The sequence below is a fragment of the Rhodococcus sp. P-2 genome (assembly GCF_016598535.1).
Lineage (GTDB): Bacteria > Actinomycetota > Actinomycetes > Mycobacteriales > Mycobacteriaceae > Rhodococcus_F > Rhodococcus_F baikonurensis.
On record NZ_CP066779.1, the window covers coordinates 1289375 to 1307487 of the forward strand.

General features: G+C 62.1%; 19 protein-coding genes. 13 read left to right on the forward strand and 6 right to left on the reverse strand.

Annotated elements, in window-relative coordinates; genetic code table 11:
• Positions 1-9: 9 nt before the first annotated feature.
• Both I7X09_RS06045 and I7X09_RS06050 read right to left on the reverse strand, forming a co-directional pair.
• Positions 10-1194 (reverse strand): ABC transporter substrate-binding protein, encoded by a 1185-nt coding sequence (locus tag I7X09_RS06045; RefSeq protein WP_124567896.1) that lies wholly within the window; start codon positions 1192-1194, stop codon positions 10-12.
• Positions 1195-1320: 126 nt separating this feature from the next.
• A complete protein-coding gene (locus I7X09_RS06050; protein ID WP_200316010.1) occupies positions 1321-2088 on the reverse strand; it encodes a TetR/AcrR family transcriptional regulator in 768 nt (255 codons plus the stop codon).
• A gap of 267 nt (positions 2089-2355) precedes the next feature.
• Between I7X09_RS06050 and urtA the strand changes: the two genes are divergently transcribed.
• From urtA to I7X09_RS06085, 7 genes are all read left to right on the forward strand, one after another.
• Positions 2356-3612 (forward strand): urea ABC transporter substrate-binding protein, encoded by a 1257-nt coding sequence (gene urtA, locus I7X09_RS06055; protein ID WP_007735391.1) that lies wholly within the window; start codon positions 2356-2358, stop codon positions 3610-3612.
• Positions 3613-3666: 54 nt separating this feature from the next.
• On the forward strand, positions 3667-4551 hold the full coding sequence (gene urtB / locus I7X09_RS06060) for an urea ABC transporter permease subunit UrtB (RefSeq protein ID WP_003941514.1): 885 nt from the start codon (positions 3667-3669) through the stop codon (positions 4549-4551).
• Positions 4548-5654: an urea ABC transporter permease subunit UrtC gene (gene urtC / locus I7X09_RS06065; protein WP_021333894.1), complete on the forward strand. Its 1107-nt coding sequence runs from the start codon at positions 4548-4550 to the stop codon at positions 5652-5654. The genes urtB and urtC overlap by 4 nt, the downstream gene beginning before the upstream one ends.
• Positions 5651-6487, forward strand: a complete 837-nt coding sequence (urtD, locus tag I7X09_RS06070) for an urea ABC transporter ATP-binding protein UrtD (protein ID WP_200316011.1) — start codon at positions 5651-5653, stop codon at positions 6485-6487. The genes urtC and urtD overlap by 4 nt, the downstream gene beginning before the upstream one ends.
• A 3-nt stretch (positions 6488-6490) precedes the next feature.
• Positions 6491-7183, forward strand: a complete 693-nt coding sequence (gene urtE / locus I7X09_RS06075) for an urea ABC transporter ATP-binding subunit UrtE (protein WP_200316013.1) — start codon at positions 6491-6493, stop codon at positions 7181-7183.
• Between the two features lies 1 nt (position 7184).
• Entirely contained in the window at positions 7185-7874 is a 690-nt protein-coding gene (locus I7X09_RS06080; RefSeq protein WP_200316015.1) for a GntR family transcriptional regulator, read from the forward strand.
• Between the two features lie 190 nt (positions 7875-8064).
• Complete coding sequence (locus I7X09_RS06085; protein ID WP_166810574.1) at positions 8065-8598, forward strand: hypothetical protein; 534 nt, start codon at positions 8065-8067, stop codon at positions 8596-8598.
• A 688-nt stretch (positions 8599-9286) separates the two neighbouring features.
• Here the strand turns inward: I7X09_RS06085 and I7X09_RS06090 are convergent.
• From I7X09_RS06090 to I7X09_RS06100, 3 genes are read right to left on the reverse strand one after another with little or no spacing between them, the layout of a single operon-like run.
• On the reverse strand, positions 9287-9892 hold the full coding sequence (locus I7X09_RS06090) for a signal peptidase I (RefSeq protein WP_166810657.1): 606 nt from the start codon (positions 9890-9892) through the stop codon (positions 9287-9289).
• A gap of 10 nt (positions 9893-9902) precedes the next feature.
• Positions 9903-10505: a hypothetical protein gene (locus tag I7X09_RS06095; protein WP_200317687.1), complete on the reverse strand. Its 603-nt coding sequence runs from the start codon at positions 10503-10505 to the stop codon at positions 9903-9905.
• A 22-nt stretch (positions 10506-10527) separates the two neighbouring features.
• Positions 10528-11157 carry a SipW-dependent-type signal peptide-containing protein gene (locus I7X09_RS06100; protein WP_166810656.1) on the reverse strand — a complete coding sequence of 210 codons (630 nt, stop codon included), beginning with the start codon at positions 11155-11157 and terminating at the stop codon, positions 10528-10530.
• Positions 11158-11383: 226 nt separating this feature from the next.
• Here I7X09_RS06100 and I7X09_RS06105 point away from each other — a divergent pair, with 226 nt between their 5' ends.
• The 6 genes from I7X09_RS06105 to atzF all read left to right on the forward strand — a co-directional run bounded on the left by I7X09_RS06105 (position 11384) and on the right by atzF (position 17517).
• Positions 11384-12373 carry an LLM class flavin-dependent oxidoreductase gene (locus tag I7X09_RS06105; protein ID WP_200316017.1) on the forward strand — a complete coding sequence of 330 codons (990 nt, stop codon included), beginning with the start codon at positions 11384-11386 and terminating at the stop codon, positions 12371-12373.
• A gap of 9 nt (positions 12374-12382) precedes the next feature.
• On the forward strand, positions 12383-13579 hold the full coding sequence (locus I7X09_RS06110) for an MFS transporter (protein WP_200316019.1): 1197 nt from the start codon (positions 12383-12385) through the stop codon (positions 13577-13579).
• Between the two features lie 97 nt (positions 13580-13676).
• Complete coding sequence (locus tag I7X09_RS06115) at positions 13677-14483, forward strand: SDR family NAD(P)-dependent oxidoreductase (protein WP_200316021.1); 807 nt, start codon at positions 13677-13679, stop codon at positions 14481-14483.
• Entirely contained in the window at positions 14480-15013 is a 534-nt protein-coding gene (locus I7X09_RS06120; RefSeq protein ID WP_200316023.1) for a carboxymuconolactone decarboxylase family protein, read from the forward strand. The genes I7X09_RS06115 and I7X09_RS06120 overlap by 4 nt, the downstream gene beginning before the upstream one ends.
• A gap of 75 nt (positions 15014-15088) precedes the next feature.
• Positions 15089-15790, forward strand: a complete 702-nt coding sequence (locus I7X09_RS06125) for a GntR family transcriptional regulator (RefSeq protein WP_234036809.1) — start codon at positions 15089-15091, stop codon at positions 15788-15790.
• Between the two features lie 17 nt (positions 15791-15807).
• Positions 15808-17517 carry an allophanate hydrolase gene (gene atzF, locus I7X09_RS06130; RefSeq protein ID WP_200316025.1) on the forward strand — a complete coding sequence of 570 codons (1710 nt, stop codon included), beginning with the start codon at positions 15808-15810 and terminating at the stop codon, positions 17515-17517.
• 3 nt (positions 17518-17520) lie between these two features.
• Here atzF and I7X09_RS06135 read toward each other — a convergent pair whose 3' ends face one another.
• A complete protein-coding gene (locus I7X09_RS06135) occupies positions 17521-18096 on the reverse strand; it encodes a TetR family transcriptional regulator (protein WP_003941498.1) in 576 nt (191 codons plus the stop codon).
• Between the last annotated feature and the right edge of the window lie 17 nt (positions 18097-18113).

Sequence of the window (18113 nt, forward strand, 5' to 3'; positions counted from 1 at the left end):
GCTCCTCGGTTATCCGCACGGGGGTTGGTAGGAATCCCACGGATGGGCCGGTTTGTTGTCCTCACCGAATTCGACGAGCACCAGTCCGCAGAGGCTGTCCGGCGCCAGGTGATCCTGAGGGGAAAACGACAGCGTCAATCCGTCCTGGCCGAAGCTCGCGGGAAGTGCCGAAACCTGTTGAAGAGCATCACGAACGGCCGTCCGATCTCGGTGGTCGCCGGCAATCTCGATGGCCTCGGCCAACATCATGACGGCGTCGTACGCCTGAGCGTCGTAGGCGGTCAGTTGATAATCAGACCCCTTCACCGCCTGCACCTTGCTACGCAGTTCGGCGGTTCTCGGGTTGTTCTCACTGAGCGAGCCCATGTACACCATGCCGCTCAACGCCTTCGGGTCTGCCAAAGCCCAAGATGCGGGCTGGTTTCCGATGGAAGCGAGTGAGAAGCGTTGCGTCTGCGGGGTTATCTTCGACAAGGTGTTGTGCGCGAGGATTTCGAAGTGCCCGCCGATACTGGCGACCAGAATCGCGTCCGGTTCGGTTTCCGCGAGACGTGAGACCTGTGCGGTGATGTCCGCGGCATCCACCGGCGCCTTTTCGACGCCCGTCACTCTCGCGCACTTCTCGAGCGCCGGCCGCAGGGTCTTGATGATTCCGTCGATGGATGCACTCGCGTCACCGAGAATTCCCAGGGACTTGTACCCCATCTTCTCGAAAGCCCCGCAGTACACCTGGGCGTACTGCTTCAGGGAGTTCGGAATCATGAACGAGTAGTCGTTGTCGGGCGCCGAGGCAAAGGCGTCGCTGAGAACGACCGGAGCTATCGCGGGAATCTTCGACTGCTGGAGAATCGACTTGGCCTGCAGCACCGACCCGCTGCCGGTAGCGAGGATGACCGCACTGGACCCGTGATCGACCAACTTCCGAATGATCGACGGGGTCTTGGTGGGACTGCTCTCGTCATTCTCGACAACCAATTCGACCTGCTTGCCGTTGATTCCGCCGGCCTGGTTGATCAGGTCGACAGTCATACGCACGGTCTTTCCGGCGATCGTGCTGTACGACGCACCGGGCCCGGTGGAATCCTCGTCCAAACCGATGACGATGGTGTCTTCAGGAATGACACCGGCAGATGCGCACCCGCTCGCCCCGAGGACCACTGCCGCGCAGACGGCGATCGCCTTTCCGAGTCTCACATCGAACTCCCGTCCAAACTCTGCTTGGTAAATCAAACAAGCGCTTGATTTACGAGTGTGGACAGAAGTATGCACTGGGTCACACCGATAGTCAAAATGCGAACTACATGCGCAGGAACTGCGGTGTTACGGCTTCTGCAGCAGCCGGATCGAGGAGCTGAGTTCGCGAATGACGGACTTCAATTCGTCGACATCCGAACGGAGTTCGGCTATTTGGGAGACCGAACGGAGTTCGGCAAGTTCAGAGTCGGGAGATTCGGTCTGCGCTTCCTTCTTCGCCGTGCGTCGCGCAATGCGTGCGACCGGCTCGCCGTCGACGGAGCGTGCGGCGAACCCGTCGAGGAACACCGAGATCAGATTGCGCTGCAGATCGTCCGCCAACTCGGAAAGCTGCGGGCGATACTGCGCGACGGTGGACCAGACGGATTCACGCAGGAGACGGTGAAACTGTTCGGGATCGATGTCTTCCCGAAACTCCGCGTCGGCAATTCCGCGCGTGATGGCCGATCGCCAGTAACTGTGTGCCTTCTGAACCAGAACGGTGATGGGCGCGTCTGCCGGCTGCGACGAAAGTATGGCTCCTCCCTGATACACCTCGGTGGCATACGGGTGATCGACCGCGGAGGCGAAAGACACCGAAACCATCGTGGCCAGGCGATCTCGGGCCGAACCTTCCGGCTCGATCGAGTCCTCGTACCGGACGTTGAGATCTTCGAGGAACCGGACGACGATCTCGTTGGCTATCGCGTCCTTGGAGTCGAAGTAGTGATAGAGGCTGCCGGAAAGGATCCCGACTTCGTCGGCGATGTCTCGCACCGTCGTCGCGGCGATTCCCCGCTCACTGAACAGCTTGGCCGCATGAGCGAGTATTTCGTCCCGTCGGGTCGAGCGCACGAGAAGATCCTTCCGACGTTCCGATCGTCAAGCGAGTGCTTGATCAATTTCTCGTCGATGCTAACACCGCACCCTCTCTGACCTGCGGTGTGAGGTCCTGGATACCCAATCGAAACACCGGACACACACTTGTCATCGACAGTCATTCCACCGCAACAACTTCCACCTACTCTGTGCACTCGACGAATACAGCGTTGTATACGCACTCCGGATACAGATCTGTCAGAGCCATTGTCTGCCAGAGCCATCGACACGAAAGGCCCGTACATGCGAACCTTCTCGAAGCGCACCCTTGCCGCGCCGGCCGCTCTCGCCGCGCTGGGCTTGGTTCTCACCGGCTGCGGAAGCAAGGCGACAGACACCGCATCGGGAGATTCGACGGCTACGTCGTGCGTCGACACCTCGGGAGACACGATCAAGGTCGGTTCCCTGAATTCACTCTCGGGCACCATGGCCATCAGTGAAGTGACGGTCCGCGACTCCATCTCGTTGGCGGTGCAGGAGATCAACGATTCCGGCGGTGTGCTGGGCAAGAAGATCCAGATCGTGGCAGAGGACGGCGCGTCGGAGCCGACAGTGTTCGCCGAGAAGGCCGAGAAACTGATCAGCAGCGATTGCGTCGCAGCAGTTTTCGGTGGCTGGACCTCCTCGAGCCGCAAGGCCATGCTGCCCGTGTTCGAGGACAACAACTCTCTGCTCTACTACCCGGTCCAGTACGAGGGACTGGAAGATTCGAAGAACATCTTCTACACGGGTGCAACGACCAACCAGCAGATCATCCCGGCTCTGGATTACCTGAAGGAGAAGGGCGTCAAGTCGCTGTATCTGGTCGGCAGCGACTACGTGTTCCCGCAGACCGCCAACCGCATCATCAAGGCATACGCGGCAGCAAACGGCATCGAGATCAAGGGCGAGGATTACACGCCATTGGGTTCGACCGACTTCTCGACCATCGTGAACAAGGTCCGCACTGCCGACGCGGATGCCGTGTTCAACACACTCAACGGCGATTCCAATGTTGCGTTCTTCCGTGAATACTCGAATGTCGGCCTGAAGCCCGCCGACATGCCCGTCGTCTCCGTCTCCATTGCGGAGGAAGAGGTCGGCGGTATCGGAGTCCAGAACGTCGAAGGCCAGCTGACGGCGTGGAACTACTACCAGACCATCGACTCCCCCGAGAACAAGAAGTTCGTCGCGGCGTACAAGGCGAAGTTCGGCCAGGACAAGCCGACGTCCGATCCGATGGAAGCGGCATACACCTCCGTCTACCTCTGGAAGAACACCGTCGAGAAGGCCAACTCGTTTGCGGTCAAGGATATTCAGGACAACGCCGACGGTGTGACCTTCCAGGCACCCGAAGGACTCGTCACCATCGACGGCGACAACCATCACATCACCAAGACTGCCCGAATCGGCGAAATCCGTTCCGACGGACTGATCTACACGGTCTGGGATTCGGGACAGCCGATCGAGCCGGATCCGTACCTGAAGAACTACCCCTGGGCCGAGGGACTCGGCAGCTGATCGACGAAAGGCGGAATTGACGGAATCGACGAGTAGAGAGGTGGAGCGTCTGTCATGGATGTTGTGATCGGACAGTTGTTCACGGGTTTGAGTATCGGATCGATTCTCCTGTTGGCAGCGTTGGGATTGTCTCTCACGTTCGGGCAGATGGGTGTCATCAACATGGCACACGGCGAGTTCATCATGGCCGGCTCGTACACCGCATACGTAGTGCAGCAGGTGATCTCGAATGCAACGGGATCGTTGATCATTTCTCTGCTCGTCGGTTTCGTCGTCGGCGGACTGATGGGTGTCGTGCTCGAAGTGGTCCTGGTATCGCGGATGTACCACCGACCCCTCGACACGCTGTTGGTGACCTTCGGCGTCGGATTGATTCTTCAGCAGTTGGCGCGCGACATCTTCGGCGCGCCCGCAGTCAATGTTTCGGCGCCGAGCTGGCTTTCGGGCGGGGTCGATATTTTCGGCGCCGTGGTACCGAAAACCCGCATCTTCATTCTGGTGTTGGCGATCGCAGCGGTGATCGCGCTTTCGGTCGCACTGAAGCAGTCGTCGATGGGTAGACGCATCCGGGCCGTCGTCCAGAATCGCGATCTGGCCGAGACGAGCGGAATCTCTTCTCGTCGTACGGACATCACGACCTTCTTCCTCGGTTCCGGGCTCGCCGGAGTCGCGGGTGTGGCGTTGACGCTCATCGGTTCCACCAGCCCGACCATCGGCCAGTCGTATCTGATCGACGCCTTCCTGGTTGTTGTTGTCGGCGGTCTCGGTCAGATGAAGGGAGCTGTGATCGCAGCCTTCGCCCTCGGCATCTTGAACTCGTTCATCGAGTACTCGACGACGGCGTCGATCGCGAAGGTGATCGTGTTCGTCATCATCGTCGTCTTCCTTCAAGTTCGGCCACAGGGCCTGTTCGCAGTCAAGACGAGGAGCCTCGTATGAGCATCCTGAACAACTCCCGAATTCGGGTGTGGGGCGGTTTTGCACTCGCCGCAATCGTGCTGTTCGCCATCGCTCCGGCTGTGCTCTCGGACTTCAGACTGTCACTGTTGGCCAAATTCCTGTGCTTTGCCATAGTCGCTGTCGGCATCGGTTTAGCCTGGGGCAGAGGCGGAATGCTCACGCTCGGCCAGGGCGTGTTCTTCGGAATCGGCGCATACGTGATGGCGATGCACCTCAAGATCGCCGATGCCGAACTCAAGGGCGACGCGGTCCCGGACTTCATGTCCATCGCCGGCAAGACCGAACTTCCGGGATACTGGCAACCGTTCGCCTCGCCATTCGTGGCGATCTTCGCGATCCTTTTCCTGCCGGCCGCTGTTGCCTTTCTGCTCGGGCTCGGTGTGTTCAAGCGGAGAGTCAAGGGCGCGTACTTCGCGATCCTCTCGCAGGCACTCGCCGCGGCTTTCGCGATCCTCTTGATCGGCCAGCAGTCGATCGGTGGCAGCAACGGCCTCAACCGCTTTCGCACGTTCTTCGGTTTCAACCTCAATGATCCGGCGAACAAGCAGATGTTGTTCTTCATCGCCGCCGGAGTTCTTCTCGCATCGGTCGCCCTGATTCGCCAGCTGATGAACTCCCGATACGGCGAACTCCTCGTCGCCGTCCGCGATCAAGAGGAGCGCGTACGTTTCCTCGGATACGATCCGGCGAACATCAAACTGGTCGCCTACGTGACCGCGGCGTTCCTCGCCGGTATCGCCGGCGCGCTGTTCGTTCCGATCGTGGGCATCATCTCCCCCGCCGACGTCGGGATCGTCCCGTCCATCGCCTTCCTCATCGGGGTAGCGATCGGCGGCCGCGCAACGCTTCTCGGTCCTGTACTGGGTGCGATCGGCGTCGCGTGGGCACAGTCGACGTTCTCGGAGAAACTCCCTTCGGGATGGATCTACGCACAAGGGTTGATGTTCATCGTCGTTGTCGGGTTCTTCCCGGCAGGTGTGGCCGGACTGTTCGCCCTGATGCGCCACCGCAAGAAGCGTGAGACCCCGGCCGACCCGCCGGTCAAGGTCTCCCAACCCGAACCAGTGGAGGTGTCGTCATGACCAACACAACCGCCATCAGCGAACCCACACCGGCACTGGGCGGCAACGCCGGAATGTCGTCCGAGTACCTCGAAGTACGGAACCTTTCGGTCAGCTTCGACGGTTTCAAGGCCGTCGACGGCGTCGACTTGACCCTCATGCAGGGCGACCTCAGGTTTCTCATCGGCCCGAACGGGGCGGGAAAGACAACGCTGGTCGACGCCATCACCGGACTCGTTCCCGCGACGGGTTCGATCACGAAGTCCGGCGAGCAGCTGCTCGGCAAGAAGGTTCACAAGATCGCCCGTCTCGGCGTCGGACGAACCTTCCAGACGGCAAGCGTCTTCGAAGAGCTCTCGGTACTGCAGAATCTCGATATCGCGGCCGGAGCCGGCCGATCACCGTGGAACCTGCTCAGAAAACGCAAAGGTGTGCTTCCCGAGATCGAAGAGGCTCTGGAGACAACTGGGTTGGAGCACCTCAGGAACACTGCCGCGGGCATCCTGGCGCACGGGCAGAAGCAGTGGCTCGAAATCGGAATGTTGTTGGTACAGAACTGTTCCGTGCTCCTGCTCGACGAGCCCGTCGCAGGCATGAGCCTCGAGGAGCGCGAGGAGACCGGGAACCTTCTGCGGCGCATCGGCGGTGCGCGAACCGTCGTCGTGGTCGAGCACGACATGGACTTCATGCGATCCTTCGCCACGTCCGTCACGGTGCTCGCCGCTGGGAAAGTGCTTGCCGAAGGAACTGTGGCGGAGGTTCAAGCCGACCCCAAGGTGCAAGAGGTCTACCTCGGCACAGCCGCTGCCGGAACAGATCTCGGCGCCGACACCGAACCGACCCCGGAGGACTGAATCATGCTCGAACTCGTCGACATCCGCGCCGGCTACGGACGTACCGAAGTGATCCACGGCATTTCCCTGCTGGTTCCCAGTGACGGGGTTGCGGCAGTCATGGGTCACAACGGTGCGGGTAAAACCACCTTGCTGCGCGCCGCCGTCGGTCTGATCAAACCCACACGGGGAAAGGTACTTCTGAACGGTGAGGACATCACCGGATTACGGCCGAGCGCCCGCGTCGCTCGCGGACTCGCCTACGTACCGCAGGGTCAGCAGTCGTTCGGACAACTGACGACTGCCGAGAATCTTCGGGTGGTCGCCGACGGGCGCAAACGCGGAAAGGCACTCATCGCAGAGGCATTGGATCTGTTTCCCGCGCTCACCACACTCCTCGACCGTCGCGCGGGACTTCTCTCCGGTGGGCAGCGACAACAGCTTGCCATCGCTCGCGCCCTGATCACCGAGCCCAAGATCCTCATTCTGGACGAGCCGACCGAGGGCATTCAGCCCAACGTGGTCGCCGAAATCGAAAGGACCGTCATGGAACTCACCGAACGCGGCGATCTCGGTGTCCTCCTCGTCGAGCAGCACATCGGTTTCGCACTCCAATCTGCGCAGCATTACAGCATTCTCGCGGCCGGACACGTGACCTCGACCGGTGAGGGCGGCACCACGTCCACCGACGCGGTTCGTCGAGCGATGGCAATCTGACATGAGTGTGCGCCCGCCGCTGCGCGAGCAGGTCTATCGGTCGATCCGAAGCGATCTGATGTCGGGCCAGATCGCCCCATCCGAACGGCTCGGCGAAGAACGGTTGGCTCATCTGTACGGTGTCTCGCGAACACCGGTCCGCGAGGCGCTCGCGAAGTTGGAATCCGACGGGCTGGTCGAGCGGGACGAACACGGGCTCTTTCCGTACCGACCGCACCTCGACGAGTTGGGTGGCCTCTACGAGCTGCGCATACTCCTCGAGGTGCACGGGCTCCGTCGGGTACTCGACGGTGAGGCCCCCGCTCATGATCGAGACGCGCTCGGTTCCGAGCTCGACAGGTGGTACGCGTTTCGCACACAGATGCCGGTACCGGACGCCGGTTTCGTGACGCTCGACGAGGAGTTCCACATCGCGCTCCTCGCCTCGTCCGGAAACCACGCGTTGGTCGACGCTCTTCAGGCCGTCAACTCGAAACTGCGCCCCGTGCGGATGTTCGACTACCTGACTCCCGACCGTATGAAGGCCACCGTGGACGAACATATCTCCGTCGTCGAGCTGGTGCTCGACGGCAAGATTCCGCAAGCGCACGAGGCACTGGTATCGCACATCGACAGCTCTCGCACGGTCGTCCTCGACCGCGCTCGGCAGGCCCTCTCGTTGGCCGCAATGGCCAACGCTGTGCGGAACTGATCAGCGTCGTGTCGCTGACTTCAGGGTGACTACTTCGGTGACGTGGTCTCTCGTCAGGGGGACCAGCAGGTACTCCCCCGCTACGGTTGGCTGCGGGCCGAGTTCAGAACCGGGGACCGTACCCGTTGTGCCGTCCGAGCATTCGACTGCAACTTCGCGCGAGTAGTCCGCATCAGGAGCAACCTCGCAGGTGAGTCCGTCATCCGTGGTGAAGGCGGAGATACTCGAACCGACCGGCCCCTGGATTACTGTCCCGATCGGGTCCGCCGGAGCCGGTGTACTCGTGGTTGGTGTAGCCGTCGTTGTCGGGGTTGCCGTCGTTGTCGGGGTTGCCGTCGTTGTCGGGGTTGCTGTCGATGTCGGGGTTGCTGTCGGTGTCGGCACAGACGCGGTGGTCGTCATCCCTGCAGTGTTCTCAGCTGCCGTGTTCTCAGCTGCTGTGGTCGAAGAAGTCGTCGATGACGGGGGTTCGCTCACCGAAGTAGGCGTCGGGCTGACCGCACGCGCAGCAAATCCGGTTGGGAGGCTCAGCGGCGTGACCGGGTATGTCGCGCTGCCAATTCCGCATTGGGCCGTTACAAGATTGAACGCGACGTTTGTGGTGCCCAGTATCTGCGCCCCCAGAATCGCAAAAGCTGCCATCGAAAGACTCACGCTCAGCGTCGATTGCGCCGTTGTTGCCGTGGACGTTCGCGTGCTCACGAGCTTGATGTTCGTGTATTGAATCGTCGCCAATCCAGCGGCATTCACAGTGGCGTCCGCCCCTGTCACCGTCACCGATGCGTTCTCGGCAGGCTGTGGAATCGTGAGGACGCGAGATCCCACCGTCACCTGATTCGTAGGGCTACTCGCCGATACCGATGCCCTGTTCGAGATATCGCACGCGGCCCCGGCCGTAATCGGCGATGCCACAGTGACTATCGGCGCACTTACCAGATCAATCCCCAGTAGAGACAGCAAGTTCACTGTCACGGTCATCGATGTGAGTGTCGACGTCGAATCGGTATCCGAAACAATTGCCGACTGGCAGCGGCCGCTCGCAGGCTGCCCGACCGAGTAGGCAGCGCACGACGAGATCGATCCGGTCCGGGACAACGAGTTGACACCCAGCAGCTTTGCAACCACCAGATTGGTTGTGTCCAGGTCCTTTCCAATCGTGTTCTGTTGTGAAACACCTTCGAACATCGAACTGCCGAAAAGATCGATCACGATTCCGCCACTGGACAACCCGAGCCCGCCGGCGCCTCTGCCGTACCCACTCGTCGTCCATGAGCCGGTGGAAATCGGGCCGGTAACGTACTCGGAGTCTGTCCACGCCGCGTCTGTCTCACCGAGTAGTGGGTGAGACGAGAAACCAGAGCCCAGAACAACCGCAACTGCCAATACGATGATTGAGAACAGGTGGCGACGCTTCATTGTCTACCGCCGTCTGGCGGTAGAAGAACCTGAATGGGTTCGGTTTTCGGGTCGGCCGAGTCGGCATCGTCGTCATCGGTATTGCGCGGCCAGAATACGGCGACCACCAAAGCGGCCATGGTCAGCGTGATCGCCCCCAGAACAAGAGGATTCGAGAAGTAGACGATCACCCGCGCCAATCCCGGAACGTGCCAGAGCACCTTTCGGACCGTGGTGACCTCGTATACCGCGGGATCAGCCGAGGCGTTGGCATCACCCTTGAGATCGAGAATCGTGATGCCGTTGTCCTGGGTACGAGCGGAGACGACCCGGTGGGTCACCGGCAGTTCGGACACTCCCCGATCGACGGTGACGACGTCGCCAACCTCGACGGAATCCGCAGGTACTTCACGCACAACGGCGAGCGAACCCGTCGGAATGGTCGGCGACATCGAACCCGTCTTGAACATGATCAGTGTGATGTCGAAGGCGAAGGCACAGATCACCAAAGCGATACAGATGACCCCACCGACTGCAAGAACCTGAAGGATGCAGTCCCCGATGAGCGTGGGGACCGAGCGCTTCTTCGTCCGGGCATGTGTTGTCCGGGCACGTGTTGGCATTGCAGCTCCTTCAGGGTGTTGCACTGAACTGCCAAGTGGGAGTTGCTGTCTTACTGATCAACGCCGGATTACTCCAATTCGCCGAGGTTCCGGGCAGTGAAATCTCGAAGCACAGCGCCACCGGAGCTCCCGGGGACACTCCACCGGTGGGTAGCGCGATGGCCCCGGCTGCGGAACCAATTGAGAGCGACGGAAACACCGTCGCGCTTCCCACCACGAATTGTGGTGTTCCCGTGGAGAAGGCTGACGCATCACAAGTCGTCGACTTGACCACCCGATACCGCAGCGCCGACGCCAGAGTGGGGTCGCCGGCAACCGTGGCCGCCTGCAGAGTGACGGATGCGGCCGGCGAGACCGGCACTGTTCGAAGCGATATCGGGCCGTACGAGAACGCGCCGGGGCGAATCAGGAGCGCCGAGGGCGTGTACGTGAAAACGCCAGGGCCACTGGATGAATGCGACGACCATCCACCGCCGACGTTCGACTCGATTCCGAATGTTCCAGTGCGAAACGATGCATCGCCCATCGTGCTGTCCACCCAACTGGCAGCCACGGTGGTTGCACCGATACCCAGGGCGAGTCCCGAAGCCGCTAGTGCGTACACCTGACGCATTCGCCTTGTGACCACGCAGGCGTCAGGGGGTGGACTGGCCGGTGAACTGCCAGAGCAAGCGCCCGGTGTTCTTGCCCGACACGATCGAAGGGTCGACTCCGGCAGGCAGCGTGACCGCGAAGCACAGTTCCACCGGCACACCCGTGCCCAGCAAGGCGACGTCCGAACCCGAACCTGCCGTCAAGGCCACCGGACTGGCTGTGGTGCCTACCCATGCTGTGCCTGCTCCAATTCCCGCCGCCGTGCAGGTCGTGGAGGGGACACCTCGATACACCGAGTACCGCAGAGCAGGTTTGAGGTCGGCATCACCGCCTGTCGCACCGAGTAGTTGTACCGTCGCGCCGGAAGTGCTGGCCGTGGGACCGATCCGAAGCGCTACCGGCGCGTATACCGTCGTTCCGGGTGAGAGTGCGTCGAATCCCGTGCTGAATTGGAAGTGGCCGGCGGAAGCGTCCACTTGATACTCACCCCAGGTCGTCAGTCCGTCGAAGCTGCCCTGGAGATTCCAACTTCCCGTCTTGAACTGCGCGTCGCCGAAAACGTTGTCTGTCCACGCCGCCAAGGTGACAGCGGCGCCGATACCGAGGACAAGTCCTCCGGCAAGCAATGCACGTACTTTGCGCTTGTTTACAGCCTTCCGATCAGTGGTCATGCTGGTCTCGATTCACTTGGAATGCGAAAGAACCTCCGATTCGGGAAATCTAGCCCCCACTTTCACCCGAAATATCCGAAATGACCGAAATTGAGACAAAGACTTGATGCCTTCTCCTCCCGCCGCCATCCGTGGGCGTTGACCAGGGGGAAATAGGAAAGCCGGCCAGATCGTTGCACCTTCCAACGACACTTGCGTTCTATTCGCTGAGAAAGGCACCACATTCATGGCCGTCCCACTTTCCATCCTCGACCTCGCCCATATCGGCGACAACGAAACCGCCAAAGACAGCTTCGACGCCAGCGTGACCTTGGCGCAGCGAGCCGAGGAGTGGGGCTACAAGCGAATCTGGTACGCCGAGCACCACAACATGGGCTCCATCGCGTCTTCGGCAACCAGCGTTCTGATCAGCCACGTCGCCGCGCACACCAGCAAAATCCGCCTCGGCGCCGGTGGCATCATGCTTCCCAACCACGCACCGCTGACGATCGCCGAGCAGTTCGGCACGCTCGAGACTCTGCACCCGGGGCGCATCGACCTCGGCCTCGGCCGCGCGCCCGGTAGTGATCAGAAGACGATGCAGGCTTTGCGACGCGACCCGAGTTCTTCCGACAGCTTCCCGCAGGACGTACTCGAGCTTCAGGGTTACCTCGGCGACACCTCGCGCGTCCCCGGAATCAATGCCGTTCCCGGTAAGGGCACTCACGTTCCGCTCTACATTCTCGGATCGTCACTGTTCGGCGCCAAGCTCGCCGCGATGCTCGGCCTGCCGTATGCATTTGCCTCGCACTTCGCCCCCAACGCCCTGCGCGACGCCGTCGCAATCTACCGACGCGAGTTCAAGCCGTCGGAGCAGTTGGCGGAGCCGTACGTCATCGCCGGCGTCAACGTCATCGCCGCCGACACCCATGAGCAGGCTCAGCAGGACTTCCTCGCGGCCAAGCGTTCGCGCGTCAGTCTTCTTCTCGGGCGTGGACGCAAATTCACGGACGACGAAGCGGACATGCTGCTCGACTCCCCCGCCGGTCAGCAGGTTCTGCAAATGACCAAGTACAGCGCCATCGGCACGCCTACGGAGGTCCGCGCCTACCTCGACGAGTTCACCGAGCATGCGCAGGCCGACGAGCTGATCACGGTGTCGACCGGCACCAACCGCGAGGCATGGTTGCGCACGTTCGAACTCCTCGCCAACGTGAGCGATCTGGTGCCCGCCTAAGCTGCCGGTATGGGCGATCCATCCCGTCGCGGGTTCATCTCGGTACTGGCCGTACTACTTTCGACGGGTTGGGCCGCCAACCACTTTGCCTCGCTCATCCCGGTTCTCCGGGTGGACGAGGGCCTCTCTCATGCCGTACTCGATGGCGTTTTCGGTATCTACGCGCTCGGACTCCTGCCCGGCCTGTTGACCGGTGGAGCACTGTCGGACCGCGTCGGCCGAGCCGTAGTCGTTCTGCCCGGTGCGCTCATAGCCTCGCTCGGAACCGTGATTCTTCTTCTCTGGCACGACTCGCCCGGGCTCATGGTCGGGCGCCTCGTTGTCGGTATCGGTGCCGGTCTGGCAATCGGCGCCGGTACCGCGTGGGCAGGTGACCTTCGTGGCAAGTCCGGAACCGTGATGGCGGGCGTCGTACTCACCTCGGGCTTTGCACTGGGACCACTGTTTTCGGGTCTGTTGGCACAATTTGCCGCCTTCCCACTCGCTACGCCCTTTGTCGTCTCGGCCGTCTTGTCGGTGGGTTCGGTTGCCGCGGCGGCTGTGTGGAGTCGTACTCCTGCTCCCACCAAAGCTGCGACGTTCACACAGGTTCCCGACCGTGCAGAGCGGTCGGGAACCAATGTGAAGGGCGCACTGCTCTGGGCACTTCCGTTGGCGCCATGGGTGTTCGCCAGCGCAACAGTGTCTTTCGTGACCATGACGGCCAGGCTCGGGGACCGCTACTCCGGTCCTCTCCTTCCGGGTTTCGCGGCGGCGCTGACCTTGGGTGCTGGAATCCTGGTTCAAACTGCTGCGCGCCATCGCAATTGGGGTCCTCAGGCCGGCACGGTCGGCGCCTCGCTCGCGGCGCTCGGATACCTTCTGGTCGCGGTCGGCGGCGCACACCCCGCGCTCGGTTTGTTCATCGTCTGCGCGCTCGTCCTCGGCACCGCCTACGGACTGTGCCTGCGTGAGGGACTGCTCGACCTCGAGTCGCTGGCTCCCCCGGCGTCACGGGGCGCGTTGACCGGGATCTTCTACGTCGGCACCTATCTCGGATTCGGTCTGCCGGTGCTCCTGGTTGTCATCGAACCCACGATGGGTCCGTCACTGCCGTTGGTGATCCTCGCCGCTGTTGCCGCCGTCGTTGCCGTGGTCCGATTCCGTCGATTGCGGTCGACCCAGGCTTCCACGTCACATCCGCGTCTCGAAGCCGCATCGGTCTGAACACCCGTTCGGACGGAGTTGGCGGTACTTGCAGTCGCAGCTACCCGGCGGTGTTAGCGTCGGAGGACCAGAAGGTAACTGCGTAGGGACACAGCACATGGGTAAGAGCGAGGCGGGCAAGGCCGAATCAGGCAAGAGCAATGCCGACGATCTGACTGGTCGGCGCATCCTGATCACCGGTGCCGCCCGCAACATCGGTTCTTCGCTGGCCAGACGCCTCTACGACCGCGGTGCGTCCGTGGGACTGCTCGGCCTCGAGCCTGAACTTCTCGAACAAGTCGCCACTTCCTGCGGCCGCGCACCGTGGCAGTTGTGCGATGTCGCCGACCCCGAGCAGGTATCTCGCGGCGTCAGCTACATCGCTGAGAAGCTGGGAGGCATCGACGTAGTCGTGGCCAATGCCGGTGTCGAGGCAAATTCGTCGATCCTCGGCGGCGACCCTTCGGACATGCGCCGCGCCGTCGAAGTCAACCTCATGGGCACGTACTTCACCCTGCGCGCAGCGGGTCCCCACATCAGTCACGAAGATGGTTACGCCCTGGTGGTCGCCTCGGCCCACGGCGCGGCGAAGCACCCGTTCCGCGGACCGTTCGGTGCTTCGCGCGCCGGCGTCGAAGCGTTGGGTGACGCATTGCGCTTGGAAATGAAACACCTTGGTACCAAGGTGGGCGTCGCGTATATCGGAGACATCGACACCGATACCACCGCACTCTCTTTCGACGGCGCTCGCGGAACCCTCGCCAGCGCCGGCACCACGACCGTCGCCGACGCCGTCGACGCGTTCGAGCGCGGTATCGTCGGCCGGAAGTCACGCGTACACGCGCCCCGCCGCAGCGCTGCGGTTCGCCACATCGCGCAACGAGCTATCGACCTCCGTCCCTCTCACATCCGTGGAGTCGCATGAACCCCCGCATCCCACCCGGCCGATTCAAGGACCTCGGTCCGATCAACTGGGGAATCTGGCGCGTCCTGTCGAAGGCTGCCGGAGCACCCGATGCGCATCTGTTCAGCACCTTGGGGCGCACGGGCGGACTCTTCCGCGGTTGGCTGCACTACTCCGGCTCACTCATGCCCGGCGGCAAGATCTCTCGGCACGACACCGAACTGATCATCCTGCGGGTCGCACATCTGCGGGACTGCGGTTACGAGATGGATCACCACATCAGGCTCGGCCGCAAAGCCGGAATCGACGCAGAAGAACTGGCCCGGATCATCGAGGGCCCTGGCGCTTCCGAGTTGAGTCCGCGTCACCGTGCGATCTTGACTGCGGTAGACGAGTTGGTCACCACCAAGGACATCACCGACGACACCTGGGGAACGCTCTCGCAGCATCTCGACGATCGTCGGTTGATCGAATTCACCTTGCTGGTCACTCAGTACGACGGCCTGGCCACCACGATCGGAACCTTGCGGGTTCAGCGCGACTTCTCCTGAGTCGCACGTCGGCCGTAACTCAGCTCTAACCCGAAGACATCTGGACGAAACACCTGATCAATAGCGTATACAGGTATGTCGACAGGGATGAATACGGCTCCGGAGCCACTGCGTGAGGTGGTCTACCGGGAACTACGCACCGAACTGGTCAACGGGACCATCGGGTTCGATCAGCGCCTGACGGAACCGAAACTCTCCACGCGTTTCGGCATTTCTCGCACGCCCATACGGGAAGCGTTGACGATGCTGTGCGCCGATGGACTCCTGCGCCGGGAAGAGTACGGATTCTCCGCCGTGCGCCCGAGCATCCCGCTGATCCGAGATCTGTACGAACTCCGAATCACCCTGGAATTACAAGGAATTACCCGGGCGATCGCAGATCCGACGATCCGGCACGATCGAACGATCCTCGACGACGAGCTGGTGCGGTGGCGTGCCCTCGCTCTCGATCCGCCCGCTCAGGAACCGGGGTTCGTCGAACGGGACGAGGAGTTTCACGTCGCCGTACTCAGGGCGTCGGGCAACAATGAACTGGTCGCGTCACTGCTGTCGGTGAATTCCCGTATCCGGCACGTTCGGATGTACGACTTCATGGTCAACGGCCGCATCGACACCTCGATCGCGGAGCACATTCGAATCCTCGAAGAACTACGTGCCGGCAATCTGCCCGAGGCCCGCACGCTTTTGCATCAGCACATCGGCGAGTCTCTCGACGTCGTCCTCGACCGGGTGACCCGCGCGATCACCGCGCTCTCACTCGCCAACATCACGGACTGATCGGAGCAGTACACACCATGACCGTCGCAGCAGAAGTTTTCACCCCGACAGCCCGGGTCGAGCAGGCATTCCAGCGGATCGAGGAAGTAGACCGCCCCGAAGTCTGGATCACGTTGCGTTGCAAGGAAGATGTGCTCGCCGACGCCGCCTCGGTGGAGGCCAGACTCGCTGCGGGCGAGCACCTTCCCCTGGCGGGGCGTCTGGTCGCCGTCAAGGACAACGTCGATGTCGCCGGTCTACCGACCACAGCGGCGTGCCCCGAATTCGCGTATGAGCCGGATGAAACGGCCAGTGCCGTTGAACGGTTGATCGAGCACGGGGCTGTTGTTCTGGGGAAGACCAATCTGGACCAGTTCGCCACCGGACTGGTCGGAACGCGTAGTCCGTACGGAGCCGTTCGCTGCGCATGGGACGAGAAGTTGATCTCGGGCGGTAGTAGCTCCGGATCCGCCGTCGCCGTGGCACTGGGGATTGCGGATATCGGAATCGGTACCGACACTGCCGGTTCGGGCCGGGTGCCGGCAGCGTTCCACGGGCTATACGGACTCAAGCTCTCGCTCGGCGTCATTCCCGTCCACGGAGTGGTGCCCGCCTGCATCGACTACGACGCTGTGACGGTATTTGCCGGCGACCTCGAATCGGCAACCGCGGCAGCGGCAATCATGGTCGGCCACGAACCTCGAGATCCCCGCAGCCGAGTCTGGCCTTCCGACGTTCGTCTCGCGGCGGCGCCGAATCCCCGCGTCGCCGTGCCCCGAATCGAGGATCTGACGCAACTGAGCCCGTCGTATCTGGCAGCGTTTCAGGACACCGTGGCAGCTCTGGTAGCCGGCGGCGCCGAGACCGAGACCGTCGACATCTCCGGGCTGCTCGACGCGGCCCGATTGCTCTACGACGGCGCCGTGGTAGCGCAGCGATACGCCGCGGCCGGCCAGTTCCTCGAAACCCGCCCTGCCGGAGCCGATCCCGCGGTGTCCGACATCGTGCTCGGCGCGAAGCACCCCACCGGATACCAGCTGGTCGACGATCTCGACGCTCTCACCCGCGCCAAGGCCGCTGCCAGGGCACTCCTCGCCGGGTTCGACGCCCTACTGCTTCCCACCACCACCGAACATCCGACGATCGCCGCCGTGACCGAGGATCCGTTCGGAATCAACCGCCGGATGGGAACTTTCACCAACTTCTGCAACCTGCTCGACATGGCGGCCGTCGCGGTGCCTGGACACCGCACCGTCGAAGATCACCCGTTCGGCGTCATGTTCGTCGTACCCGCTTTCGACGACCAGATCGCCATCGACCTCGCTGCGCGACTCGGTGGTGTGCCATCACCCACCCTCGTCAATACCGGAATCGACCTCGCAGTATTCGGCGCTCACCTGCGCGGTCAACCCCTCAACACACAGCTGGTCGACCTCGGCGCGCGGTTCGTCGAAACCGTCACGACCTCGGATGCCTACCGGCTCTTCGCTCTCGACACGACGCCACCGAAGCCCGGCCTGGTACGCCGTGGCCCTGGACTCGGCGCACCGGTCGTCGGCGAGATCTTCCGGATCTCACCGGCCGGCCTGGGAGCATTCCTCGCTGCCTTGCCGGCACCGATGGCGCTCACGAGCGTCGAGTTATCCGACGGCAGAACAACTGTCGGTTTCAGCTGCACTCATGACGCCATAGACGGCGCAGCTGACATCACCGGCCACGGCGGTTGGGCCGCGTACCTCTCTCGCTGACAGTCACGGCTTGCAGATTCGAGTGACGGCCTCGCGCACCACTTCACGGCGGCGCGCGATCTCGTCGGCGTCGACGTTCTGGTTGTCGGCTACGCCGGGGGCAACCACCCAGCCGAACACGAGGCCGAACAGCATCGTGATCAGGTCCTGGGGGTCCCAGTGCTTGGAGATGAGGCCGTCTTCTTGAGCCTTGCGGATCGTGGCCATTCGCGGAACCCAACTGGAATGTTCCTCGGCCAGCTTCTTCATCCGTGGTGCCTCACCCTGCAATTGACCCCAGATCATCATCCGTTGAATCTGCGGTTTGCCGAGCATCGCGTCGAACAGTTCGACGGCATGCGCGGGCATGTCCTCACCGGTGAACTCGACGGACTCCATCGCCTGCTCGAAGTCGACGTCGAGCACCGCGTGGAACAACGCGACCTTGTCACCGAAATAGGCGTAGAGGCGCTCCTTACTGGCGTTTCCGTTCTTCGCGATCCGATCGATGCGCGCACCGGCAAGCCCGTAGGTACCGAATTCTTCTTGCGCAGCGTCGAGGATTCGCTGTTTCGTCGCGGTCACGTCAGTGGGAGCCATAGTGATGATGGTAACCG